At 37.8% G+C, this 23,722-nt stretch carries 23 protein-coding genes, 1 tRNA gene and 2 pseudogenes; 6 read left to right on the top strand and 20 right to left on the bottom strand.

The features are described from left to right. Position 1 precedes the first annotated feature (1 nt). Complete coding sequence (hxlB, locus tag CVD27_RS11040) at positions 2–559, top strand: 6-phospho-3-hexuloisomerase (RefSeq protein WP_101647963.1); 558 nt, start codon at positions 2–4, stop codon at positions 557–559. A 115-nt stretch (positions 560–674) separates the two neighbouring features. Further along, the gene (locus CVD27_RS11035) at positions 675–1,394 is read left to right on the top strand and encodes a 3-ketoacyl-ACP reductase (RefSeq protein WP_101647962.1); all 720 of its coding nucleotides are present in this window, start codon (positions 675–677) and stop codon (positions 1,392–1,394) included. A gap of 574 nt (positions 1,395–1,968) precedes the next feature. Here CVD27_RS11035 and CVD27_RS11025 read toward each other — a convergent pair. The 4 genes and pseudogenes from CVD27_RS11025 to CVD27_RS11010 all read right to left on the bottom strand — a co-directional run bounded on the left by CVD27_RS11025 (position 1,969) and on the right by CVD27_RS11010 (position 3,876). After that, entirely contained in the window at positions 1,969–2,394 is a 426-nt protein-coding gene (locus CVD27_RS11025; protein ID WP_026566623.1) for an ASCH domain-containing protein, read from the bottom strand. Between the two features lie 94 nt (positions 2,395–2,488). Then, a complete protein-coding gene (locus tag CVD27_RS11020; protein ID WP_101647961.1) occupies positions 2,489–2,974 on the bottom strand; it encodes a spore germination protein in 486 nt (161 codons plus the stop codon). Positions 2,975–3,151: 177 nt separating this feature from the next. Continuing rightward, a pseudogene (locus CVD27_RS11015) lies at positions 3,152–3,544 on the bottom strand (tyrosine-type recombinase/integrase); the annotation flags it as partial. A 32-nt stretch (positions 3,545–3,576) separates the two neighbouring features. Continuing rightward, on the bottom strand, positions 3,577–3,876 hold the full coding sequence (locus CVD27_RS11010) for a hypothetical protein (RefSeq protein ID WP_101647959.1): 300 nt from the start codon (positions 3,874–3,876) through the stop codon (positions 3,577–3,579). A gap of 213 nt (positions 3,877–4,089) precedes the next feature. Between CVD27_RS11010 and CVD27_RS11005 the strand changes: the two genes are divergently transcribed. Further along, positions 4,090–4,287, top strand: coding sequence for a hypothetical protein (locus tag CVD27_RS11005; RefSeq protein WP_101647958.1), 198 nt, complete (start codon positions 4,090–4,092; stop codon positions 4,285–4,287). Positions 4,288–4,459: 172 nt separating this feature from the next. Here CVD27_RS11005 and CVD27_RS11000 read toward each other — a convergent pair whose 3' ends face one another. The 3 genes from CVD27_RS11000 to CVD27_RS10990 all read right to left on the bottom strand — a co-directional run bounded on the left by CVD27_RS11000 (position 4,460) and on the right by CVD27_RS10990 (position 9,894). Beyond that, positions 4,460–5,869, bottom strand: a complete 1,410-nt coding sequence (locus CVD27_RS11000; RefSeq protein WP_101647957.1) for a tetratricopeptide repeat protein — start codon at positions 5,867–5,869, stop codon at positions 4,460–4,462. Between the two features lie 196 nt (positions 5,870–6,065). Continuing rightward, positions 6,066–7,607: a bifunctional GNAT family N-acetyltransferase/carbon-nitrogen hydrolase family protein gene (locus CVD27_RS10995; protein WP_101647956.1), complete on the bottom strand. Its 1,542-nt coding sequence runs from the start codon at positions 7,605–7,607 to the stop codon at positions 6,066–6,068. 1,714 nt (positions 7,608–9,321) lie between these two features. Further along, positions 9,322–9,894, bottom strand: a complete 573-nt coding sequence (locus CVD27_RS10990) for a helix-turn-helix domain-containing protein (RefSeq protein WP_374703067.1) — start codon at positions 9,892–9,894, stop codon at positions 9,322–9,324. 94 nt (positions 9,895–9,988) lie between these two features. On the opposite strand from CVD27_RS10990, the gene CVD27_RS10985 reads away from it, so the two are divergent. Next, positions 9,989–11,218, top strand: coding sequence for a benzoate/H(+) symporter BenE family transporter (locus CVD27_RS10985; protein ID WP_180960227.1), 1,230 nt, complete (start codon positions 9,989–9,991; stop codon positions 11,216–11,218). Between the two features lie 44 nt (positions 11,219–11,262). Here CVD27_RS10985 and CVD27_RS10980 read toward each other — a convergent pair whose 3' ends face one another. The 4 genes from CVD27_RS10980 to CVD27_RS28020 all read right to left on the bottom strand — a co-directional run bounded on the left by CVD27_RS10980 (position 11,263) and on the right by CVD27_RS28020 (position 13,051). Next, on the bottom strand, positions 11,263–11,652 hold the full coding sequence (locus CVD27_RS10980; protein ID WP_180960226.1) for an ATP-dependent DNA ligase: 390 nt from the start codon (positions 11,650–11,652) through the stop codon (positions 11,263–11,265). 28 nt (positions 11,653–11,680) lie between these two features. After that, positions 11,681–11,779: a hypothetical protein gene (locus CVD27_RS29070; protein WP_374703066.1), complete on the bottom strand. Its 99-nt coding sequence runs from the start codon at positions 11,777–11,779 to the stop codon at positions 11,681–11,683. A gap of 272 nt (positions 11,780–12,051) precedes the next feature. Continuing rightward, the gene (locus CVD27_RS10970) at positions 12,052–12,744 is read right to left on the bottom strand and encodes a tyrosine-type recombinase/integrase (RefSeq protein ID WP_101647951.1); all 693 of its coding nucleotides are present in this window, start codon (positions 12,742–12,744) and stop codon (positions 12,052–12,054) included. 210 nt (positions 12,745–12,954) lie between these two features. After that, positions 12,955–13,051, bottom strand: a tRNA-Sec gene (locus tag CVD27_RS28020). 236 nt (positions 13,052–13,287) lie between these two features. On the opposite strand from CVD27_RS28020, the gene CVD27_RS10965 reads away from it, so the two are divergent. Beyond that, positions 13,288–13,713: a DUF2621 domain-containing protein gene (locus tag CVD27_RS10965; RefSeq protein ID WP_101647950.1), complete on the top strand. Its 426-nt coding sequence runs from the start codon at positions 13,288–13,290 to the stop codon at positions 13,711–13,713. Between the two features lie 72 nt (positions 13,714–13,785). Here CVD27_RS10965 and CVD27_RS10960 read toward each other — a convergent pair whose 3' ends face one another. Next, the gene (locus CVD27_RS10960; protein ID WP_101647949.1) at positions 13,786–14,259 is read right to left on the bottom strand and encodes a CcdC family protein; all 474 of its coding nucleotides are present in this window, start codon (positions 14,257–14,259) and stop codon (positions 13,786–13,788) included. A 161-nt stretch (positions 14,260–14,420) separates the two neighbouring features. After that, positions 14,421–15,128, bottom strand: coding sequence for a cytochrome c biogenesis CcdA family protein (locus tag CVD27_RS10955; protein WP_101647948.1), 708 nt, complete (start codon positions 15,126–15,128; stop codon positions 14,421–14,423). A 298-nt stretch (positions 15,129–15,426) separates the two neighbouring features. Here CVD27_RS10955 and CVD27_RS10950 point away from each other — a divergent pair, with 298 nt between their 5' ends. Next, on the top strand, positions 15,427–15,579 hold the full coding sequence (locus CVD27_RS10950; protein ID WP_335500119.1) for an aspartyl-phosphate phosphatase Spo0E family protein: 153 nt from the start codon (positions 15,427–15,429) through the stop codon (positions 15,577–15,579). A 34-nt stretch (positions 15,580–15,613) separates the two neighbouring features. Here the strand turns inward: CVD27_RS10950 and CVD27_RS10945 are convergent. The 7 genes and pseudogenes from CVD27_RS10945 to CVD27_RS10915 all read right to left on the bottom strand — a co-directional run bounded on the left by CVD27_RS10945 (position 15,614) and on the right by CVD27_RS10915 (position 23,709). After that, positions 15,614–17,414, bottom strand: a pseudogene (locus CVD27_RS10945) (ABC transporter ATP-binding protein). After that, entirely contained in the window at positions 17,407–19,167 is a 1,761-nt protein-coding gene (locus CVD27_RS10940) for an ABC transporter transmembrane domain-containing protein (RefSeq protein ID WP_101647946.1), read from the bottom strand. The pseudogene CVD27_RS10945 and the gene CVD27_RS10940 overlap by 8 nt, the downstream one beginning before the upstream one ends. A 146-nt stretch (positions 19,168–19,313) precedes the next feature. After that, a complete protein-coding gene (locus tag CVD27_RS10935; protein ID WP_101647945.1) occupies positions 19,314–19,526 on the bottom strand; it encodes a YneF family protein in 213 nt (70 codons plus the stop codon). Between the two features lie 73 nt (positions 19,527–19,599). Continuing rightward, positions 19,600–20,040 (bottom strand): sporulation inhibitor of replication protein SirA, encoded by a 441-nt coding sequence (gene sirA / locus CVD27_RS10930; RefSeq protein ID WP_101647944.1) that lies wholly within the window; start codon positions 20,038–20,040, stop codon positions 19,600–19,602. A 283-nt stretch (positions 20,041–20,323) separates the two neighbouring features. Next, positions 20,324–22,330, bottom strand: coding sequence for a transketolase (gene tkt, locus CVD27_RS10925; RefSeq protein WP_101647943.1), 2,007 nt, complete (start codon positions 22,328–22,330; stop codon positions 20,324–20,326). 198 nt (positions 22,331–22,528) lie between these two features. Beyond that, on the bottom strand, positions 22,529–22,759 hold the full coding sequence (locus CVD27_RS10920; RefSeq protein WP_098528585.1) for a DUF896 domain-containing protein: 231 nt from the start codon (positions 22,757–22,759) through the stop codon (positions 22,529–22,531). A gap of 296 nt (positions 22,760–23,055) precedes the next feature. Beyond that, entirely contained in the window at positions 23,056–23,709 is a 654-nt protein-coding gene (locus CVD27_RS10915) for a YneB family resolvase-like protein (RefSeq protein WP_101647942.1), read from the bottom strand. Between the last annotated feature and the right edge of the window lie 13 nt (positions 23,710–23,722).

Raw genomic sequence — 23,722 nt, 5'->3', positions numbered from 1 at the left:
CATGAATACAACTCAATACCTAGCTGAAATCATAAAAGAGTTAAATCGCTCCGTAGATTTAATTTCGAATGATGAAGCTGAAAAATTAGTTAATGGAATACTTGAATCAAAAAAAGTCTTTGTTGCAGGCGCAGGTAGATCTGGATTTATGGCTAAATCATTTGCTATGCGAATGATGCACATGGGGATTGATGCCTTTGTGATTGGCGAAACAGTAACCCCTAACTTTGAAAAAGATGACATCTTAATCATTGGATCAGGTTCAGGAGAAACGAAAGGTTTAGTTTCCATGGCTGAGAAAGCAAAAAGCATCGGTGGGACGATTGCAGCTGTAACCATTTTCCCTGAGTCCACTATTGGACAATTAGCGGATATCACTATTAAGTTGCCTGGCTCACCTAAAGATCAGTCGGAGAGTGATTTTAAGACGATTCAACCAATGGGCTCATTATTTGAGCAAGCACTTTTACTATTTTACGACGCCGTGATTCTTCGGTTCATGGAGAAAAAAGGTTTGGATACCAATAAGATGTACGGTAGACACGCTAACTTAGAATAAATATATTATTCCTCGAGTTCTAAATAGGAAAGACCGCAAGCTATTTCCATGCAAGATTGCGGTCTTTCTGATAGAATGAACTACTTCAATTTGTAATAATTTTAGGAGTGATAAAATGATTTCTTTAAATGGTAAAACTGCAATAGTTACTGGCGCAGGAAGAGGCATTGGACGTGCTACTACTATCGCCTTAGCAAAAGAAGGCGTTAATTTAGGCCTAATCGGCTTAAATATGTCTAATCTAGAAAAGGTAGCTGCTGAACTAGCACAATTTGATGTAAAGGTTTCTGCAGCAACAGCAGATGTGACCGATCTTGAATCCGTTACCCATGCTGTTGAACATATCAAATCAGACTTAGGCCCATTTGATATCCTAATCAACAATGCTGGTATTGCTAAATTTGGTGGGTTCCTTGATCTAACACCAGAAGAATGGGAAAAAATCATCCAAGTCAATTTAATGGGTGTGTATAATGTAACAAGAGCAGTATTACCAGGAATGATCGAAAGAAAATCAGGAGATATCATCAATATCTCTTCATCTGCTGGCCAAAAAGGTGCCCCTGTTACAAGTGCTTACAGTGCTTCTAAATTCGCTGTTTTAGGGCTAACAGAATCACTTATGCTAGAAGTAAGAAAACATAATGTCCGTGTTACTGCTTTAACACCAAGTACGGTCGTTACAGATTTAGCCATTGATACAGATCTTGTTAAAGGCAATGAAGAAAACGTTATGCACCCAGAAGACCTTGCAGAATTAGTCGTGGCTAGTTTAAAATTTAATCCAAGAGTATTCGTTAAAACAGCTGGATTATGGTCAACAAATCCATCATAAAACGAAGCAGATCCAGTGGGGTCTGCTTCTTTAGTTCGTACAAAATACTCTTATATGTATCAGTGATACAAGGACATTACTTTCTCTAAATCAACAATTAACTGATTAACTTCATTCTTTGCTAAGCATACAAGCATTTGTCCGTATAAAGTAATAATTTGTCCATCCTCTTCATGCTGATGTTTTTTTAAATAATGATAAATATTATTTAACTGGTCTTCATTAAGGACCGACTCTGTTTCGAAATTCTTAACTTTCTGTAAGGAAAATTCATTGATAGATTTAACATATTATGTGGGAAAACTATCCTATACTGACTTTGAGGAGTGAGAGGATGTTCGTGAAAGGGAACATTATTGATACCGGGTGTAATAATTGGATTGAAAAAAATAATTAATCAATCCTACTAAAGAAAATACATTTTCTCATTCAGGAAAAATGGTATTTTTATGTTAACGAAATTTATGTAACCGTTCTATACGTGTTGTGGTGAAAAAAGGTCTAAAAACTGAATGGCACCCAAATAATTAAGTCGGTGTCATTTATTCTGCGGATAAGTTTTATCTAAAAATTGTTATAAATTATATTCCCATAGTCCTAGTTTTCCTTTCGCTGGAATAAACTCATCCAGTATCTGCATGTCCTGAACTTCCCAAGCAAAACCTCCCACTTGAAAGTCACCTAAAAAATAGTCATTACCTGATACAATTCTTCCATCCTCCAGGATTGTACTCGTCTGGTTGTTTTCAGTCACCATCAAACAATTTTCCAGCCTGCATACCGCAATGATCATGCCAGTTGGAAGGTTCTCTTTTGTGTACCCATGCTTTCCAAGCAACGCCTGGATTGCTACATGGTTGCAGACAGCCTTATCTATTTTTTTACTTGTGTGAATCGCCAATGGCCCTCGATAATTCGTTCTCCATGTCCTTGTTTCATATTTGGCCTCACGAAGGACAAAAAGACTTGCCCAAGGCTGAATCATTGATAAAACCTTCATTCTAACGGCCTCCAACCGATAAAAGTTTACTTTGTTTATAGAGTTTCCCTGCAGAAAAATTTTATCAGCATAGACATTGAAGAAACATCCATTTCTAATTATGGGAAACCACATTGTTTTGCTGTTTCATTATCTTTTGCTTCATATAAATAAACACAAACAAAAACGGAATATAACAATAAAGAAAATAGAATGCAATTTTTGAATAGATGTCATCTTTTTCGTTAGATAAATTAATTAATGCAACCTTATAATCATTTTCCTTAATTTGCAGAATCGCATACCCATTAAGTAATTTTGTTTGGATTGCTTCAATGTTGTCTGTAATAACAATATCCTCAATTGGGATAGTCTGCTTAATATCATCAATTTTCTTTATATAAGAAAAATCAAAAGATGGCTCCTGGAATATATGTAATACTCTACGCTGAAGTTGTATCCGATCGATAGGGGTGTTGTAGTAAGAAAGAATGAAGTGTCCTTTATTATTTGTAAGTGAAAATTGTCCAAAAATCATGAGATTTTTGAACTTTTGTAAATAATTCGTTAATACTCTCGAAACTACTTGCTTTTTTCTCATCTTTATTCTTTATAAACATTTGTTTGAAGATCACCCAAACCACCTCACACTCACAAAAATCTACAACTATTTAAATGTAATTTTTTGTAGAAGAACTTACTATTCAAGCGATATTTCTTACCCCTCTTATTCTTTCCATCCTTGTAATTTATATCCAACATTAGGCCTTCATTTAAATCATTTATCATCATTAGCGTGCAAAAAGAAATCGAGTAGAGGGAAAATAAAGTAACTTATTTTCGCCCCTCTCACAACACCGTTCATTTGAATGTATTTCCGAACCATGTTCATCGTCGAATGATCCAATATACGCTGCAAGGTAAAGGCGTCACCGCCGTTTAAAATATAATATTTTGAAAACGTGTGCCTGAACGTGTGTGGTGAAACACGTATATTCGTAATGTTTGCTTTTTTTCCATAATCTTTAATTCTGGCTCTTACCCAGCTGGGATCGATCCTGCCGACATAATTCGAAAGAAAAATGTAATCGGTATCTTCAAATATACTGTTTTCTTTTATTAACGTATTTAGCGATTTGGCTGTCTTCTTCGATAATGGAAGAATTCGTGCATGTGTATTTTTTGCAAGAAAGCCTTTTTTCTTTACTCATATAATAGAAATAAATCTCTTATTATTTCAGTTGTAATTTCATCCGCACATTCGATGCTCGGATTTTTTTGATTCAAAAAAGATAAAAAATATTTAAAGGTTGTCCGGTGTTCTTTTAATGTCCGAGGTCTCAGACCCTCCAACTCTTTTGCCCGCATAAATGTTTCAAACAGGTCTATTAACGACTTACCTGTTTTTGGCGACTTCACCTCTTCCTCGAAAAGCAACTGGATACCGTCTTTCTTCCATTTCTTTTGCTTTGTTCTGCCATAAAAAAGCCTCCTTCGCTTCATTGGGGATTCCCAACATAGCAAAAGAGGCTCCACAGTCTGTTTGATAGTACCCTACACAGTCTATCAGTAAAAAACTTCTTCCAACCAAATTATTCCAAAGGCTCAAAAGCCTTGTCATTTCAATACTTTTGGCGGGACTGCCTAGGAATCGAACCTAGCAGAGACGACACGCGCCTCTCAAGCAGTTTTGAAGACCCCTTTTATGGTATTGATATGCCGACAAAAGAGGAGTTATTTGCTAACAGACATGAACATGAACGAGCAATTGGAGAAGTAATTGGCGCGGATTCATTAGCGTTTTTAAGCACTGAAGGTTTATTGGAGGCGGTTGATGTAAATCTTGCAGAAACCAGCAGCCGTTGTGTTTCCTGTTTTAGCGGAGCTTATCCAACTAAATTATATTTGAAATGAATAGTATCACACACCTTATATGAAACAAACTGCCCCCCAATTGTTAGACAACCTAACAATTGGAGGAGCAGTTTTTCTATGGGCGGAAATAAGCAATTTCGAAGAACTGCTTATCTTGATTTTTTCTATTCAAGAAATAATTTCTTTGACCAGCAGATTTATTCGATCGTTTTCAGCCTATTCCTTGATTACTTTTTATTTGCGCGTAAACTTTTTGGTATGTAGCTGCTTCTTTTACCATTCCTTTATGATGATACATACGACTTATTTTCTGTACAGGAATAGGGTCCTGTGGTTGAAGTTCCATTTCCCAGAAAAAGCAATCAATAGCTTTATCAAATTGTTTAAACTCTGCATAATAATCCCCCAATTCCATCATCTGATCAGGGTCCTCTAATAATGCTAACATATTATTCATTTTTCGAATCACCGCTGAATAGGGGTGTATTTTTTGAATAGGTAAAAGTTTTTCGTGAACCTCTTTGAGATCATGCTCTTCAAGCAGGATAACAGCGAGTTGAAAGATTTTTTGTTCCAATAGTTTAGAGTGATCTTCGGGGACTAGCTGTTGAAACATAAAGATGAAATCGTCTAGGTGAGATCCTACAAATCCAGCATTCAAATTCCCCCATAATGAATTCAGGATAGCATCATAGGAAGTTGGCAGATCATGGATGAAATTTAATAAAAATAAGGCCGCTGTCTCGTAATTATCTTCTTGAATCATTTTTTCAATAATGGACTTTGCCTCAGGTAAAACTCGATATGGATTGATATTTACCTCTCCTAGTATGAATATCCATTCTTTCATCGTAACAAGTTGTAGAGCAAAATCTGTGTACTTTTTAATCGATTCAGCCTTTGGAGATTCAATCCAGAGCACTAACAACTCCAGTAAACAATCCTGTTTTGTAAATATATCTTCTAAAAAAACACGCATTTCTGGATTTGATCTATTTTGGAAGCAAAGTAGTTCAACAAATAGTGGATCCTTTTTTAGGATGGAAGGTAAACTCGAGGATTTGTAAAAATTATGATATGAATTGAATTCTTGTGAATTTAGACGTTCATTTGCTGATTTTAATGAAGGTACAAAATCATGTAAAATTTGAATAATCTGAAATGACTTCATAAATTTTCCGCTTCTTCTATAGTGAAAAAAGACCTTGTCAATAATTTTTACAAGCTCATCCTTATCAAAAAATGAGTCAAGTGTTGTCGCAATATAGGCTATTTCCTTTAAAGAATAATGAATTTGGAGTTGAGTGAAGAGTTTATTTTTATTTTGAATAGAAACGGATTGATTGGGGATTAATGCATTTAATATTGGATGAGGAGATTCAATCACAATACCTTCATGAAATGCTTTATTGATAAATGATCCTTCTTCCACCTTATCTAGTTTATCACCATATATTAATGAATTTTTAAAGTATATAAAATAAAATCTTTCGTTATCTGCTGTTAAAACTTCGATTACATTGGTTCTTGCAAACACCGCAGCCCGGATAACATTACCTTTTACTTTATACTTTTTATCTTTTATGGATATTTCAGTTGGTCTTATAAGCTCTTTATACATTCAACTTAGCCTCCTTGCATAATGTATACACTGATTTTCTAGCTTTCGTGGTTAATTATAACATACTTCCCAAAAAAGCTACTGTTCACAGTGATCCCAAAGTTTTCCCCCCGGAAGTAAAACAAATAAAGGTTGCCAATCACCAAATCTAAGTCTGGTGCTTGACACCCTATGTTATAAACAACTTAATCCTGCTTTATGCTAATCCATTCAATTCAATTCGATACAAATCATGTCGTCGATCGCGTAATTGGCGCAGCGAACCAGAATTCCGAGAACGTCTCAGCTTCTCAAGGTCTACGTCACCAACAACTACGGTGTCAATGTTAGCATCACATTCCCCTACAATCCCATCCCTTGCAAACTCAAAATCGGAAGGCGAGAAAATTCCAGATTGTGCGTACTGAATATCCATATTCTCAACATGCGTTAAGTTGCCCACGGTTCCAGCAATACAGGTATATACTTGGTTCTCAATCGCACGTGCCTGGGCACAGTAGCGAACACGGAGGTACCCCTGACGATCCTCCGTACAAAAAGGTACAAATATAATGTTTGCACCCTTATCAACAGCAATCCTTGCGAGTTCCGGAAACTCGATGTCGTAAGAAATGTGGATAGCAATCTTTCCGCAATCCGTGTCAAACACATGAATATCGTTTCCTTCTGAAATGCCCCACCACTTTTTCTCGTTTGGTGTGGCGTGAATTTTGGACTGTTTTTCTATCGTGCCGTCGCGACGGAATAGAAAACCAACATTGTAGACATCCCCATTTTCTTCAACAAAATGTGATCCACCAACAATGTTGATGTTATATCGTACTGCGAGTTGCGTAAATAGTTCAATATATTGATCTGTATAGGTTGCCAGTCGTCGAACTGCCTGATCCGGCCGTTTTTCTTCCAGAAATGACATCAATTGGGTTGTAAATATCTCCGGAAATACAACAAAATCAGATCCGAAATCAGCCGCGACGTCGACATAGTACTCAATTTGACGATTAAAATCCTGAAACGAGTCAATTTTTTTCATCATGTACTGAACCGCACAGATTCTAACCGGGAACGATGTGCGATAAATTCGCTTATTCTTTGGACGATAATCGATGTTGTTCCATTCCATCAAGGTAGCCATAGAATCAGATGCTTTGTCATCTGGCAGGTAGCTTGTGTTGATACGTTTAATAGTAAACCCCTGCAGGAGCTGAAAGGACAAAACTGGGTCATAAATACTGTGCTTCTCAACTGCAGCAACATACTCACGAGCCGTCATTTCATTCTTGTATTTGTGGTAATTTGGGATTCGTCCGCCGATAATGATGCTTTGAAGATTTAATCGAACAGCGAGTTCCTTGCGCGCCTCGTAAAGACGGGCACCTAGTTTCATGCGCCGGTATCCTGGATCGACCATCACTTCAATCCCGTACAAATTTTTCCCATTGTGGTCGTGATTCGTGATATACCCGTTGTCCGTAATAACGTCCCATGTGTGCTGGTCGTCATATTCTTCAAAATTGACGATTAAACTTGAACAGGAACCTACAATCTTGTCCTCATATTCCACGCAAAATTGACCCTCTGGGAAAATTCTAATGTGACTAACCAATTGCTCCCGCTTCCATGGGTCCATGTTAGGGAAGCAAACTTTCCCTAACTCTATAATTTCATCAATGTCTTCGATTTGTATGTTGCGAATGATTATTTTCTTCTCGTATTTCGACATATCTGTCTCTGACACGTTCTCACACCCTCGTTCTGGTTGTAAAGCTATGTAGTTTCCTTGAAAATATCCTAGCTTCTATTAAAATGCCATTATTCATTTATGATTCCTTTTAATTACATAATTAATGATGCATATAAAAAGTTATTCTGAGTCAAAATTTCCATTTTCCCCTTAACTTTGCGAATGATTGATCTTTATAATAACTCCGTCTACTAATACCTCACACTTGGTGACATCATCTCCTTAGCAAAAGCAGTAGGATGGTGCTTATTCCACCGCTTATGTCATTCCAATTGTAATGAATAGATACGTTATTAAGAGTAATCCTGTTTTAATTCTTTGTCACGTTAAACGAAAGACTGTAAGTTAAGCCATTCCACAGCATGGTTGAATTTCAAGATTTAATGAACGCAATTGAACCGATACGGATTGCTTGCTCAAGCAGTCTCCAGATCCGCTCTAGTACGCTCTGAGATTATGTTACGTTTCATCTCAGCTAGGACAAATAATTAAAAAAAACGACAAAAAAAGAAAAAAATGGATTAATTTTTCTTTTATATTTTCATAATTAGAAGTATAATAATTTTCCTCATCAAGTGATCCATGACTAAAAACTCTCATAAGATTCATTTTATATAGCAGTGAGGGGAGGAGAACCCTTAAATAATCGATTATTCGTTTTACGCAATTATGAAACAATCGTAAGTTAGTTTGTTTGTTGTATCTGCTTACCTTGTGTTTTATTTAAATATGAATGAGTGTATTTCATGATTTTCAACCAACAGGATTTCAATGTAAAAAAATTAAACTACTCGATTTGATCTGCTATTAAAAGAGACGCAAAATATTTGTCTAAATTAATATTACAGATTAATGGAGAAACCAAAAATATGGACCTTGAACAGGGAGAGGCGTTCATAGACCATAACTTTTTCTCGGAACAACGAAGGTCGACTCGTCAAATTCGTTGAACGGAGTTTTAATTTCAGTAACAGTTTAAGATTCAATAGTGTCTTCTTCTGTCTTCATTGGCTTAAACTTATCATGAATTGAAATATGAAAAAGGTTTTCAAGATAACACCAACGCAGAATACTCTCATTGTTCTTACACCAATATTGACTGTTATAGGTTGAGGACCTTTATCGTTGAGCATAAAGTCAACTCACTCAAGGAACACTTCAAGAGTCATTTCCTCTCTTCATAAGTCTTCACCAAGATAATCTAGTAACCATTGAAAGTGAATCTGAAAATCTTCAATAGTACGAGGAGCTAAACCCTCCGTCTGTTTGAACCGCATGAATCGCTCAAACATTCAGTCATAGTCAAGATCTCAGTAACCTTTCTTATACCTGTGACTCTTCCTTGTTTTCTCAATCCTTACGCATACTAAAAACCTCCAAATAATATATCTGAAGGCTCTGAACACAAATGGTTTTGGCTTCTCGGTTTCACACAGTGTCGTATAAACTTAACAAAAGACTGTAGTGGTAAGATGTTTTGTAATGGATTGAAAAGTCATTATTGGCGGGACTGCGTGGGAATCGAACCCACCAGACCTGGCACGCAGGTCTCAGGCAGTTTTGAAGTTTGCTAGCATCTGTTTTTCTAGTACCTTGTTGTAGCTTAAAGTACTGATAAATCAAGGTTTCTTGCTTTTTGATGTTTCCTTGTGATTTCTAATTTTAAAAATTTGGGCACCAAGCATGGCACCAAAAGCTCTTTGAAGTGTTAAGAAGGATATCTCACCACTACATGTAACACTGCCTCTTCATCACCGATATTCTTATAAAGATGTTTGCTCGCAGCTTCAAACTTAATGGAATCAAACTGTTTGAGTTGGTATACCCTCTCCTCTACTTTAAAGCTGATATTTCCCTTCATTACCGTCACAAATTCCATTGCTCCTTTATGATGCGGCTCCGGCGAGTACATGGCTTGCAGTCCAAGAAATGCTCGATATATTTCCATTGTTGGTCCATCTGTATTCCGAAAAACTGTCTCTACTCTCCATGTTTGGTCTGGCCCATAAATCATAAAGCCCTCTCCACATCTCGAAAGATCGACATGATCGTCCATTACTAAAATTCTTGTTAAAGGGATCGATAACCCTTCTGTAATTTTCCATACAACTCCTAATGTAGGATTCGTTTCTCCCCTTTCAATCTTTCCTAACGTGAGCTTGCTAACACCTGTTTTTTCGGCAAGCTCCTCGAGGCTCAATTTTTGTTCGCTTCTAATTTTCCGAAGCAGCCCGCCCATTTGTTGAATTAATTTTCTTGTTTGTTCATCTTCTAATCCCATCAATCAGCCCTCCATATTTTCGTATATTTTTATATACATTTTATCAGTTTTAATATATTATACTATACTGTAACTTATTTTAGGAGTGAGTACTTTGTGGAAGAAGAATATTGTTGAATTTCCCCGATTATTATCGATTGGAAATATTTCAAATGGTTTTGTGGCCTGGCTATTCGGCGCAACTGGACCATTACTGATTGTTTTACAAGCTGCTTCGAAAGGCCACCTATCTGATTCAGCGATTACATCCTGGATCTTTGCTATTTATGGAATTGGGGGATTGCTATCGATTGGTCTCTCCTTTTATTACCGCCAGCCGATTGGATATGCTTTTTCAATTCCTGGTGCAATTCTTGTCGGAGCATCCTTATCTCATTACACATTTAGCCAGGTAGTTGGTGCCTATCTCGTGACAGGCATCGTCATTTTTCTTTTAGGAATATCTGGAATGATCGATAAATTAATGAAGGTCCTTCCTATGCCAGTCATGATGGGAATGGTTTCCGGCGTCCTTCTTCCTTTTGGTACAGATATGTTTCGTTCTGTTCTCGACAATCCTTTGTTAAATGGAATTCCTTTTCTAGTATTTCTTGTTCTTTCTTTTTTCGGAAAGCTGTCAAAAAAATTCCCTCCCATTGTTGGGGCTATTCTCACATCTATTGTTTTATTAAAAGTATTACCAGGAATTCAAGTTCATGGTGTATCATTTTCTTTGGCGGTACCGCACGTGGTCTTTCCTTCCTTTAATCTATCTGTGATGGGAGAACTGGTTATTCCGTTAGTGCTTACGGTCATCGCAATACAAAATGCTCAAGGAATTGCTGTTCTGGAGAGTGCGAATTATCTCCCGCCCATTAATTCTATGACGAGTTGGAGCGGGATTGGATCGATTCTCAATGGATTTATGGGCGGCCATTCTGCTTGTATTGCCGGTCCAATGACTGCCTTATTAGCAAGTAAAGAATCTGGATTGAAAGAAAATCGTTATGCCGCTGCAATCGTATTAGGAATTTTGTCATGTTTATTAGCTGTTTTTGCACCAGTGGCGGCAGCCGTTCCCCATTTGATTCCCTCCTCATTAATTAAAATGCTGGGCGGGCTGGCCATGATTAATGTCCTGATTGACTCTTTGAAGACGAGCTTTTCAGGGCGTTTTAAAACAGGAGCTTTATTTTCATTTTTGATTACGATTTCTGGAATTTCTCTCTTTCATATCGGGGCACCTTTTTGGGGATTGGTTGGAGGAACCTTAGCTTCCTTCTTCTTAGATCGAACAGATTTAAAACCTTCTGCTTCACAGGATCAAACAACTCAATCGGTTTAATAGTCACAAAAAATGGCTTGGAGTTTCCTCCAAGCCATTTACCATTATTCCCCTTTTGTGATATCTGCCAAAATTTCATGAGAACGAAGGCGGGCTTGGTGATCATACACCTGGGCAATCGCCATAATTTCATCAGCCCCGCTTTCCTCTAGCCCTTGCTGCCGGACCAAGTCGAAGTACGCAGAACCATGACCTTCTATATATTTAACTTTAGCTACCAAACTAGTATCCTGAGTAATAATTTCATTCAGTAGCTGCTTCCTATCCATTAATGGCAACATGGTAACAGACTTCCCCATATATTTGATTACGTCAAATACGACGTAACTTAAAGTGTCATATTCTATATTGTTACTCTTTGATTGGAACCGGCTCATCATACCTTCAAAGTCCGGTTTTCCGGCTGGATCAGTTACAATAATCTCCCCATCCAATACACGGTTCCATCTGGAATATCTATAGTTAAAATTCTGGGAACTTAGCCGTAACCTCATTGTTATGGCGAGAATATAGGCGTACCTTATTATCAATCTTTGAAAGTATCAACCTTATGCCATCCAATTTTAGTTCAGTGATGTATTGTTCCGAGTTAAATGGCCTTAGCTGTTTTATGCAATAGCATTAGAGAAATAAACATATAAACACCTCAATATTATTCTAACAGATATTAAATGTAGAATTAATGGAAACAGCGGGATAGTTAGTGCTATTACATAAGAACTGATTCATTACTGAATTCGATCACTAATGTAATTACCAGGCGGAAACTTACGTTAATTTGTTGTTTTAATGCAAAGCGCAGCCAATCAGGTTGCGTTTTTTTTATTTTTTTTTCAAAAAAACGTAACGGGTACTACGTAATCATTACCGAACTCTTCAGTTTCACGCAAGTATTCGCTTAATAATTTTGCAGTTCTTGAAGAAATTGGAACAATACGACCAACACGTGTCTTCGTATCTGCAGCCTCCAAACGAATGGTCATCGTTTTAAAATCGATATTTTGACGCTTGATATCAACAAGTTCGCAAACACGTACCATTGTATCGAGCAACACAAATGTTATTACCTTTGTTCGGAAACCAACGTAATTCTCGTCATCAATAGCAGAAATTAATCGGCGATACTCTTCAACAGTAAAAGCCTCAACAACGTCAATTGGTGCCTTTATCGACTTAAAGCGCTTATGAATCGGCTCCTTAATCCACATTTTATCTTCGAAAGCATATCGCAAAAACGACCTAATAGTCCTAACTCGGATATTTACGGTATATGGTGAATAATCCATTTCCTCTAGCATAAACGTAATCCAACCCATGAAAATTTCAGTCATCATTTCATCTGCTGATAACTCTTGGTTGATATAATCCTTAAAGTATCCGAAGTTGTTATAGTGTTCAGCAATGGTACGTTTTGCTAAACCTTCTCCCTTTTTAACGAGCATATACTCCTCGAACATTTGGGTGATAGTGAGCGAAACAACCTCGTTTCCATCCATTCGCTTCCGTCTAGATAAATTTTTGCGCATAATAAAAAATCCCCTTTCGACAGTTTAAAATCTGCGTAAGAGGACGAACGGATAACTTTCACAGTTTCGAGCAACGTTCCAAACAGTCTAAAGCGACAGTCCTTCACAGTCTTTCGTGAAACTGGGCGAAAACTGTGTAATTGAACGGTGTCAATCAACGTCTACATCACGGTATCAATCACCGTAGAAATAGCGCCATTATTGATTTTTTGGCGGGACTGCGTGGGAATCGAACCCACCAGACCTGGCACGCAGGTCTCAAGCAGTTTTGAAGACTGTGGAGGACACCAGTACCCCATTCAGCCCCATTTGAATATAAATATGAACTATTACTATCTTGATATCATATTACAATGGAATATAGTATTAATCAATAAATTCGCCTAATTTGTCATTTTTCCGACAAGGATTTCCTTTAGCAATCTATGCTTAAAATTCAGTAAATAAGTGATTAAAGTTCAAAAATTGCGGCCAATTCTTGTCATCAGCCCAAGAAACAGACTATAATAGAAGGTAACATTTCGTTTTTTGTAGGTGAATAGCATGCTTCAAGGTTGGTTTCTATGGTTTATCCTATTTTGGGTAGTCTTTTTAATTGGTTCTTTTTCGATTGGCGGCTTTTTTATGTTCCGAAAGTTCCTAAAAAAGATGCCAAAAGAAGATGGCAAATCCACAATGGATTGGGAAGAGCACTATGTAAATGAATCCCTGCACCTCTGGGGGCCTGAAGAAAAAGCCCTATTAGAAGATCTTGTCAGTCCGGTTCCTGAACTGTTCCGTGATGTCGCACGCCATAAAATTGCCGGAAAAATCGGTGAACTGGCTATAAAAGAAAATGCACCAAAAATATCTGAAGAACTCGTGATCCGTGGCTATATCCAAGCCACTCCAAAACGGGATCATAAATTTTTACGAAAAAAACTCTTTCAAAATCAAATCGATGTTGCACCCTATGAACATTTATTCTAAACCGCCTATAAAGGCGGTTTTTTTGTGATTGACATATAAAAACACTGACCTCAGCGAAGTCAGTGCTTATCATTAATTTTTAGGATGAAGCTGTCTATAAAGCTTCATATAAGACCGATACATCGCCACACGCCAAGGTACAATCATGCTGAATGCCAGTAAGAAGAACATACCGCTTAGCTGTCCGATATCAATGGTACTGCTCAGAATCGCTTTTAAAATAAGACGAAGGATCAACAAACCGACAAGGATGTAAATAAAGGCCTTGGATCGTTTTAAATAAATATCATTATCACGAATTTCAAAATTGGATGTTTTGATCAATAGAATAGAGAAAAGCATACCAACAATGACCGCCTCTCCAATTTCCATTGGTGTTAATCGAAACTCCGGTACCACGTACATCAATGCCCCGGAGGACATAAAAAAAGGCGGCAGGATAATTTTTTTTGCATTAGTCGGTTTCTTAGCGGCTTTCATGCGGACAAACAAAACAAAAAAGCCCATAAACACAGCTCCGATGGAAGAAACAACAACGTAGTTCATTGGGTTCTCATCCCTTATCATATTATTTACTCAACCATTATATATCAAATGATTGATTTTGAAAAAAAATAATCACTGTTTTTACCTTTAAAATATGAAATATTAACGGCAATCTATACACTACATGGAAAGTTTGCCTTCACTTTCAAACTACGAAGTTCTTAAAATCCAGTAAAGCCGCCAAACATTCCTTGGAATACGATGATGATTTTTGTCATCCAGTCAAAGAAAAGCATAATCCCCATGACAATCATGATATAACCGCCAATTTTCATAATCTTACCGCTGTGCCTTTTAATCCACTTCAATCGGCCCACAAAGAACGATAGGATTAAAAATGGAATAGCAAAACCGAGGGAATAGGCAAGCATATACATCACGCCTGAGCCTGGATTGGATGCAGCAAGGAGAATAACCGATGAAAGTATTGGTCCCGTACAAGGTGTCCAACCGGCAGCAAAGGCCATACCGATTAAAACCGACCCAATATAACCAGAAGGACGGTTTTTGAATTCAATCCGTCGGTCTCTCATCATAACTTCCGGTTTAAACACTCCAACAATCATTAATCCAAATAAAACAATAAAGATTCCGCCTAACTGACGAATCAGGTCCTTATATGATAAAAAGAAGCTTCCAATCAACGATGTTCCAAAGCCGATCGCGATAAAAATAATCGAAAAACCGATTAGGAAGAAAATGGTATGCAGTAAACTTCTCTTTTGCAGCATGGCATTTTCATCTCGCAGTTCTCCAACAGACATTCCAGTTATGTATGAAAGAAAGGCCGGATAAAGTGGCAAACAACATGGAGATATAAAGCTTAAAAAGCCTGCCCCTAATGCTAAAAATATATTTACATCAGACATATTAACACTCCCACTATAGTCGATACCTCTTCATTCTAACAAAAATGTCCTCCAAAAGATAATGGTTCACGTGAATATTTTGTGTCTCGATGTGATGACGTCAAAATTTAGTAACACTTACATAGTGATTGTATGAATTGGATTTTTTCTTACAAATTCCTTTGAAGTAATTTACAATATAGGTTATACTAGTAAAACAATGTCATTTTTAATAGTTATTAATCTTCTATTTTACTAAAAAATTTTAGGAGATCCTCCGGAAAGGACCTCGGCCGTGCTTAAACAAGATCTAATTAACATGATAGAAACAAAGCGAGCTGAATTAATTCAAGTCGCCACCACAAACGGCTTGACTTCCTCCGTTGCCATTCGCTACAGTCAGGAACTTGATAAATTATTAAACGAATATAACAAAATATATATAAAGAAAGTTCCAACCACAGCAATATAAAGATAAGCCTGGCAAGATGCCAGGCTTATTTCTATTAATTTACTGCATCCTCTAAGTGCTCGGCCGCTCCGTTTTGCAGTAAGAACATTTTATGATACAGTCCTCCAAGGGAAAGCAGTTCTTGATGAGTCCCTTGCTCAACAATCTCTCCTTGGTGCAAGACAAGGATTAAATCAGCATCCTGGATCGTAGACAACCGGTGCGCAATGGCAATCGTTGTCCGACCTTTCCGCATCTTGGCTAAAGCCATTTGAATCATTTCTTCCGTTTCCGTATCAATATTGGCCGTTGCTTCATCAAGCACTAGTATTTTAGGATTCGCCGCAATCGTCCTTGCAAATGCAATCAATTGCCGCTGTCCGCTTGAAAAGGCAGCCCCTCTCTCGACCACCTTGTGCTCATAGCCATCCTCTAGTTTTGCAATAAACGAATGGGCTTGAACAAACTTCGCAGCGTCCCTAATTTGTTCATCCGATAGATCTTCCTTATGAAGACGGATATTATCCTTCACCGTCCCGAAGAATAGAAACGGATCCTGCAGCACAAGGCCCATTTTCTCTTTCAATTCTGACTTGGTGTAATTTCGAATCGATTGCCCATCGATAAAAATCTCTCCACGTTCATATTCATAGAAGCGCATCATTAGATTGATAATCGAACTCTTTCCACTACCGGTATGTCCGACGAGTGCAACAGTTTCTCCTGGATTGGCTGTAAAGGAAATATTTTTTAATATATCCCTTTCACCATCATAAGAAAAGCTGACATCCCTAAACTCAATCTTACCCTTTTCTATTGTGATGCTCTTATCCTGGTACTGGGCTGGAGCCAACTCTTCTTCATCTAATAATTTAAAGACCCTGGAACCGGCAACGATTGCTTGCTGGTATAGGGAAAGTCTCATCATCATTTGATTCACTGGTTCAAAGAAACGGTCCAAATAATTGATAAACGCGTAGATGACCCCGATTTCGACACTATGTGAGAAGGAAGTGATTCCAAAGTAACTTAGGACCAGAATCAACGCAAAGATATAAATAAGGTCAATCGCTGGTCTTAACAGTAAGCCGTCGATTTTTATATTTTTCATACCGGCATGATAGTGATGCTCGTTGATGATACCAAATTCTTTACGCAGGCGTTTTTCTTGACGGAAGACTTGAATGATAGACATACCGGAAAGAGATTCAGCCAGCTTGGCATTTAGTTGGCTCAATCTTTCGCGCATATCGAGGTAAAAACGAGAGCTCAATTTTCTGTATAGATTCATTACAAACAACAAGATCGGCAGAATAAATATACATAACAGCGCTAGCTTTACATTTAAGATAAACATCGCAATATAAATCCCTGTCAGCAGAAAGCCACTTTGAATAAAGGTGGCAAGGACAGTTACAAACATATCCTTAATTGCTTCGGTATCGTTTGTGACCCTAGAGACAATGCTGCCTGCCGGCGTTTTATCAAAATACTTTAACCCAAGTGCCTGCACCTTGGAAAAAACATCGATCCGAAGCTGTTGGATAATATATAGAGCAATTTCCTGGAATTTAACTAATTGGAAGAACATAAGAACCGATTTAATGACTTGAATCCCCATGTAGACAGATCCCAGTATCAATAATGGCCTAAAGCTAAGTTTACCGGGAGTTAAATAATCGTCAATAAAGACTTTTACTAGTAACGGAAGCACGAAGCACAATATCGCCAATGGTTGTAAAAATAAGCAGGACAAACGCCGCAGTGATGATTTTTTTATATGGCTTTGTATAGGAAAGGAGACGGAATAGGACCTTTCTTTGTTCTCGTTCTGTCAGTTGTGTTTTCTCATCCATATGAATGTCCCCCATGCTCCACCAGTTCTTCAAGCTGCTGGTGTAAATACATTTCTTTATACCATCCATCCTTCTCCATTAACTCTTCGTGGTTTCCTCGCTCCACGATTTTTCCATCATTAAGGACAAGGATAAGATTCGCATGTTGAATGGCACTTAACCGATGGGAAGTGATAATCGTAGTTTTCCCTTCTCGATTTTGTCTCAATGAGGAAAGAATGGCTTCCTCCGTTTTGGCATCGACGGCAGATAAGGAATCGTCTAATACGAGTACCTCAGGATTCATCAACAGTGCCCTGGCAATGGATATGCGCTGCTTTTGCCCGCCTGATAAAGAAACACCCCGTTCTCCCACCACCGTTTGATAACCATCGGTAAATTGGAGAATATCCTCATGTATGTTCGCTAATTTTGCGGCCATTTCAATCTCATCATTTGAGACCTCTGGATCCGTAAAAGCGATATTCTCGGCAACCGTTGCTGAAAAAAGAAAATGGTCCTGTGGAACGTAGCCAATCGCTTCTCGAAGTTTTTCGAGTTTATAGGCTTGAAGCGCTTTCTCTCCAAAAAGAATTTCTCCTTCATATCCTTCGAACTCACGGATAAGCAATTTTAGAAGCGTCGTTTTCCCTGAACCAGTTTTGCCGACAATGCCGAGTGTCTCCCCTTTTTTAAGTGAAAAGAAGATCTCTTTTAATATAGGTCTTGTTTCTCCTGGATAAGTGAATTTTTTTATCTTATACTCAAGGTCACCCATTGGCATGATGTCTAGTGCATCCTGAAGGTCGATGATTTCTACCTTTTCTTTTAAAAGAGTGGCTACACGGTCATAAGAAGCACGCCCCCGTTCCACAATATTAAACAGCCAGCCAAAAGCCAGCATTGGCCAGATTAATAGACCTAAATAGGTAGTAAACGAGATTAATTCACCAATGGTCAATTCGCCATTAAGGACGTATTTTGCGCCAAATGTAATTGATAAAAAGAAGGAAATTCCAACAATAATAGAGATGGTAGGATCATAGAGGGAGTCGATTTTTGCCACTGTGATATTTTTTTGGACTACATCCTCCGACTGTTTACGGAAATCTTCGATGTCTTCTTGTTCCTGGCCAAACGTTTTAATGACTTTTATCCCAGTAATACTCTCCTGTGTTTTATCATTAAGAGAGGAAAAGGCCTCTTGTGCCTTATGAAAACTTTTATGCAGCATAGTGCCAAACCAACTGGTCAGCATCGCCATAAAAGGCATGGGAATCAAACAAATTAGTGTAAGCTTCCAGCTGATCGTAAAGGCCATCGCAAGGATTACAAACCCGCCGGTAGAAAGGGAGTCTACCAGTGTAAGCACACCTGCCCCCGCGGTTTGCTGAATGGCTGATAGGTCATTGGTTGCATGAGCCATTAAATCCCCTATTCGGCTTCTTTGGTAAAATGATGGTGACATCATCGTAAAATGACGATATAAGCGGTCACGGAGGATTCGGCTTAACTTTACTGAAGAACCAAAAATCATTATTCGCCAGTAATATCGAAGGACATACATCGTTAGACCTACTACTACAAGAACGACAATCCATGTCATCAGGATACCCGTTGTCATCGTTCGATCATGGATATCGTCCGCAATGATTCCGATGATTTTTGGTGGAATCAACTGAAGTGCAGCTACGAATAATAGAATAAGTATTCCTGATATGTACGCTTTTTTCTCTTGTTTAAAGAACCATCCTAATTGTAAAAATATTTTCAAAATAAACACCCCCTAAATATAAGAAATTACCTAATCCTTCGAATACCGAGGTAATCATTTTATCAAATTTTTACAAAATAATAAATACTTAGAAATTAACTGCAATGACAAAAAAAGCACCCATTCATTATGAGTGCTTGTCCGTTTTATTTAGATTGCTGCTTGTTCATCGCTGACATCATTTGGTTGATTTTCTTTTGAGAAGGCTTCATACCCATTTGCATCATCATCATTTTTAACATTTGTTCATTGATTGGCGGATTTTTCTTCAGGTAGGTCATCATATATCTACGTGCAATGAAAAATCCTAGTGCTACACCAGCTGCTAATGCTAGTATACCAACTAGTACATATAACATTAAACTTCCTCCTTCATGTTGTCTACCATACAGTGTACTAAATAAAACGGAATAAAACAATATCTCATTTCAATTAGACAAATTTTCTTTCTTTTATTGGCTTTAACCATCCATATCGCTCATGTTCAAGATCAATCGCTATAAAGGAGGATTCGCATTTTCGGAGCACTTCGAAAAAAGCGGTTTCTGCTTCATAGCTGCCTTCTGCTTCGACGGTAATTAATTCTTGAAAAACTTCTAATCTTGCCATGCTTAGTTTTCCACTTAATGAAATGGTGTATGCACCATGATCTGCTTTAAATCCCTTCATTTTCCCCAACTGTTTTTGAAGCAGACTATGGATTTTTAAGACCTCTACTCTTTTGGTTATATAGGCAATTTGTTTTTGTGTTATAAATTTAAGCTCGCCGTCAGCAGTATCATGTTCATGAAAAAGCTGATAAAATATACGCTCTCTTCCGAAGTAATGGGCGGCAAATTCATCTTCTATTAAATATAGCTGATATTTTCTCACCACTGTTCTCCCCTTCGTTGAACCACTTTTTACTATTATAAAAAAGCAACAACAAAACGTTTGTCTTACGGCGCCAAAAACTTTCACTACTTTTGTCGATAATAAGGTTACTGAGTTATTTACTATTGAATTTCGGTAGAATTGATGAACTTTCCTTTAAAAGTGGCATTTGTTCATAATATTGTAATCATTTTTTGAGGGCTACTAAGGGAGATTGGCTACTTTTCCATTTTTTATAAATATACAAAAAAAAGAGAACGGAAACTCCGTTCTCCTCATCATCCTATTTTTGTAGAAGAGCCTTCACACGTGCAACTACGTTATTCACGCTGAAGCCGTATTCTTCCATAATTTTTTCACCTGGTGCTGATGCTCCGAATTGGTCGATGGCCAATACATCGCCTTCGTCACCAGTATATTTGTGCCAGCCTAAGGAAGCTCCCATTTCAATTCCAAGACGTTTTTTCACGTCTTTTGGTAAAACAGAATCTTTATATTCTTGAGATTGTTGTTCAAAACGATCCCATGATGGCATGCTGATAACAGAAACTTGTACGCCTTCACCAGCAAGGACTTTCTGAGCTTCGACCGCAAGACTTACTTCTGAACCAGACGCAAGAATTAATGCATCCGCTGTTTCTTTTTCAGCAGGAGCCACTACATACGCACCTTTTGAAACTCCCTCATATGCATTTACATCTGTACCTTTTAATGTAGGTAAATCTTGACGAGTCAAGACAAGGACAGTTGGCTTGTTAGTTGATTCAACCGCAAGCTTCCAAGCTGCCGCCGTTTCATTACCGTCTGCTGGGCGAATGATCGATAGACCAGGCATTGCACGTAATGCTGCAAGCTGCTCGATTGGTTCGTGTGTTGGGCCGTCTTCACCAACAGCGATACTATCATGTGTAAATACATAGGTAACTGGTAATCCCATGATTGCCGCCAAACGGATAGCTGGACGAAGATAATCAGAGAATACGAAGAATGTTCCGCCAAATACTTTTACACCGCCGTGAAGAGCAATACCGTTCATTGCTGCACCCATTGCAAATTCACGAACACCGAACCAGAAATTGCGGCCTTCATAGGCACCTGGCATGTAGTCTGCTGAACCTTTGATCATTGTTTTATTAGATCCTGCAAGGTCTGCTGAACCGCCGATAAAGATTGGAAGGTTTTTCGCAATGCCATTTAGAACTTCTCCAGAAGATGCACGGCTTGCAAGACTCTTTCCTTCTTGGTAAACAGGAACGTCCTTGTCCCAGCCTTCAGGAAGTTCATTATTTAATGCTTGTTCAAGCTGAACAGCTAATTCAGGATACTCATTTTTATATTGAGCGAACATTTCGTTCCATTCTTTTTCCTTCTTTTCACCATTTTCAACGATGAGTTTCTGGAAGTTTTCGTACACTTCTTGTGGAACGTGGAAATCTTCTTCAAACGTCCATTTATAAGCTTCTTTTGTAAGCTTTAATTCGTTAGCCCCCAGTGGAGAACCGTGGACACCAGATGTACCAGCGCGGTTTGGTGAACCATATCCAATAACTGTTCTTACTTCAATCATGGTTGGGCGGTCAAGGTCATTTCTTGCTTCTTCTAGTGCTTTAGCGATTTCGTCAAGGTTATTACCGTCTTCTACACGAAGATATTGCCAGCCATAAGCTTCGAAACGTCCTTTTACACTTTCAGAGAATGATTTATCTAAGTCGCCATCAAGAGAGATATCATTGGAATCATAAAGAACGACTAAACGTCCTAATTTTAAGTGTCCTGCAAGTGAAGCCGCTTCTGCAGAAACACCTTCCATAAGGTCACCATCGCCACAAACACTGTATGTAAAATGGTTCACAATTTCATAGCTGTCTTTATTATAAACACTAGCCACATGGCGTTCTGCCATTGCCATACCCACAGCCATTGCAATACCTTGTCCAAGTGGACCCGTTGTTGCTTCTACGCCTTCTGTGTGGCGATACTCAGGGTGTCCAGGAGTCTTACTTCCCCATTGACGGAATTGTTTAATGTCTTCCATGCTTAGGTTATAACCGGATAAGTGAAGCATGCTGTATAACAATGCAGAACCATGGCCTGCAGATAAAACGAAACGATCGCGGTTGAACCAAAGAGGATTTCTTGGATTATGGTTCATGAATCTTGTCCATAATGTATAAGTCATTGGTGCAGCGCCCATTGGCATACCTGGGTGCCCAGAGTTCGCTTTCTCAATTGCATCAATAGAAAGCGTACGAATAGATGTTACGGATAAATCATCAATAGTACTAAACATGAATTACATCCTTTCTTGTTCACGAATACTAAATACTATTTAATAATATCTGGGTCTGTCTATTAATACAACTAATAAACAAAAATTAGACAGAAAATTGTCCTATTATTTGTTATTTTGACTAAGACAAAATGAATCTATGTAGTAGAAAATAAGAAAACCTCGCTTAAATGTAAGCGAGGTTCATTGAATTGATCCTTAATGAAGGGGACGATTCTTTCTAGCTTTTAGTTTTTCAGGTGTAACATCATTTCCTTCGGGATCAATAAACTTTGTATTAGTTAATGTATCGAGCATATTTGCCCGGAAAGTAGCCAAGTATTCACTTCTAAGTTTGGATTGCTCTTTTGCTTCTAACTCTGTTAATCCTGACGATTTTGCTTTTCTAGCCAGTTCATTAATACGAGCCATTTTTTCTTTTGAAAGCATACAGGTACCATCCTTTCTGTCAAACTCACTTAAGACACTTGATTTTACTAAAAAAATCACGTTCTGACAAGGCAGAAGGTTTAGACGTTCTCGAAAACCTTTATGAAATATATCTTAACAGACAAAAAATATACAAGATGCAAGGTGACTTTTAAATAGTAGAGATATTGATAAGTTTTAATATATTACTATAATTGACTCTGACACTTTCGCATATGATCATTTTTTCCATATGTTAAAAATAAAAAAACAACGAGATCTGGTTCGTTGTTTAGAATTGATTATAAAGTTGTAATTTAATCACTTTGTTCCTCTATTTCATCGATGTATTCCTTATATCTCCTGTGCACCGTTGCTTTACTAACATCATATCCAAATCCTCTTAATGTTGCAGCAATCTCATGGAAAGTGAGTTTTTTTTGCCGAAGATTTATGATCTCCTCGATAGGTAATTCTTTCTTTTCCCTTCCGCCTTGATTAATATTAGATAAATTCTTTTGTGGCTCGTACCCCTCGTTGATCGCTCTTACCATGCCTCTTCTAATTTTATATCTTGCAATCCTACGTTGAAATTCTTCAACAACACTTAATATTTCTAGTACCATTAAATCAGCATCTGACAGTGAGATTTCTCCGTGATCCTGTATGGTCATAACTTTTATACCCATTTTTTGGAGTTCGTGTACAAGTGCAATTTTGGAATGCCCTCGTCCTAGACGAGTATCGTCTTGAATAAGCAAAACCTCAGCCTGTTTATCTTTAAATAGTGCTAATGTCTCAATAATCCCGTCTCTTTCTACATCAAATCCACTATGTCTTTCCTCGATTATTTTTATCACATCAAGATTATTTTCATGGGCAAGGTTAATAAGCTCCTCCTTTTGTCTTTTTAATGACGTATCCTGTGTTACTTTTTCTGTACTCACTCTACAATAAATAATAGCTTTCATTGTATTTCTCCTA

Origin of the sequence: Neobacillus cucumis (assembly GCF_002860255.1) — a bacterium.
GTDB classification, from domain to species: Bacteria; Bacillota; Bacilli; order Bacillales; family Cytobacillaceae; genus Neobacillus; species Neobacillus cucumis_A.
This window is presented reverse-complemented; position numbering and strand designations above follow the sequence as displayed.

What these genes read in the sequence shown, in the direction of transcription:
- hxlB (WP_101647963.1), top strand. Translation starts at nt 2, where the DNA reads ATGAATACAACTCAATACCTAGCTGAAATCATAAAAGAGTTAAATCGC.
- CVD27_RS11035 (WP_101647962.1), top strand. Translation starts at nt 675, where the DNA reads ATGATTTCTTTAAATGGTAAAACTGCAATAGTTACTGGCGCAGGAAGA.
- CVD27_RS11025 (WP_026566623.1), bottom strand. Translation starts at nt 2,394, where the DNA reads ATGAAGGTTTTATCAATGATTCAGCCTTGGGCAAGTCTTTTTGTCCTT.
- CVD27_RS11020 (WP_101647961.1), bottom strand. Translation starts at nt 2,974, where the DNA reads ATGAGAAAAAAGCAAGTAGTTTCGAGAGTATTAACGAATTATTTACAA.
- CVD27_RS11010 (WP_101647959.1), bottom strand. Translation starts at nt 3,876, where the DNA reads ATGAAGCGAAGGAGGCTTTTTTATGGCAGAACAAAGCAAAAGAAATGG.
- CVD27_RS11005 (WP_101647958.1), top strand. Translation starts at nt 4,090, where the DNA reads ATGCCGACAAAAGAGGAGTTATTTGCTAACAGACATGAACATGAACGA.
- CVD27_RS11000 (WP_101647957.1), bottom strand. Translation starts at nt 5,869, where the DNA reads ATGTATAAAGAGCTTATAAGACCAACTGAAATATCCATAAAAGATAAA.
- CVD27_RS10990 (WP_374703067.1), bottom strand. Translation starts at nt 9,894, where the DNA reads ATGGGATTAGAAGATGAACAAACAAGAAAATTAATTCAACAAATGGGC.
- CVD27_RS10970 (WP_101647951.1), bottom strand. Translation starts at nt 12,744, where the DNA reads ATGCGCAAAAATTTATCTAGACGGAAGCGAATGGATGGAAACGAGGTT.
- CVD27_RS10965 (WP_101647950.1), top strand. Translation starts at nt 13,288, where the DNA reads ATGCTTCAAGGTTGGTTTCTATGGTTTATCCTATTTTGGGTAGTCTTT.
- CVD27_RS10960 (WP_101647949.1), bottom strand. Translation starts at nt 14,259, where the DNA reads ATGAACTACGTTGTTGTTTCTTCCATCGGAGCTGTGTTTATGGGCTTT.
- CVD27_RS10955 (WP_101647948.1), bottom strand. Translation starts at nt 15,128, where the DNA reads ATGTCTGATGTAAATATATTTTTAGCATTAGGGGCAGGCTTTTTAAGC.
- CVD27_RS10950 (WP_335500119.1), top strand. Translation starts at nt 15,427, where the DNA reads ATGATAGAAACAAAGCGAGCTGAATTAATTCAAGTCGCCACCACAAAC.
- CVD27_RS10935 (WP_101647945.1), bottom strand. Translation starts at nt 19,526, where the DNA reads ATGTTATATGTACTAGTTGGTATACTAGCATTAGCAGCTGGTGTAGCA.
- tkt (WP_101647943.1), bottom strand. Translation starts at nt 22,330, where the DNA reads ATGTTTAGTACTATTGATGATTTATCCGTAACATCTATTCGTACGCTT.
- CVD27_RS10920 (WP_098528585.1), bottom strand. Translation starts at nt 22,759, where the DNA reads ATGCTTTCAAAAGAAAAAATGGCTCGTATTAATGAACTGGCTAGAAAA.
- CVD27_RS10915 (WP_101647942.1), bottom strand. Translation starts at nt 23,709, where the DNA reads ATGAAAGCTATTATTTATTGTAGAGTGAGTACAGAAAAAGTAACACAG.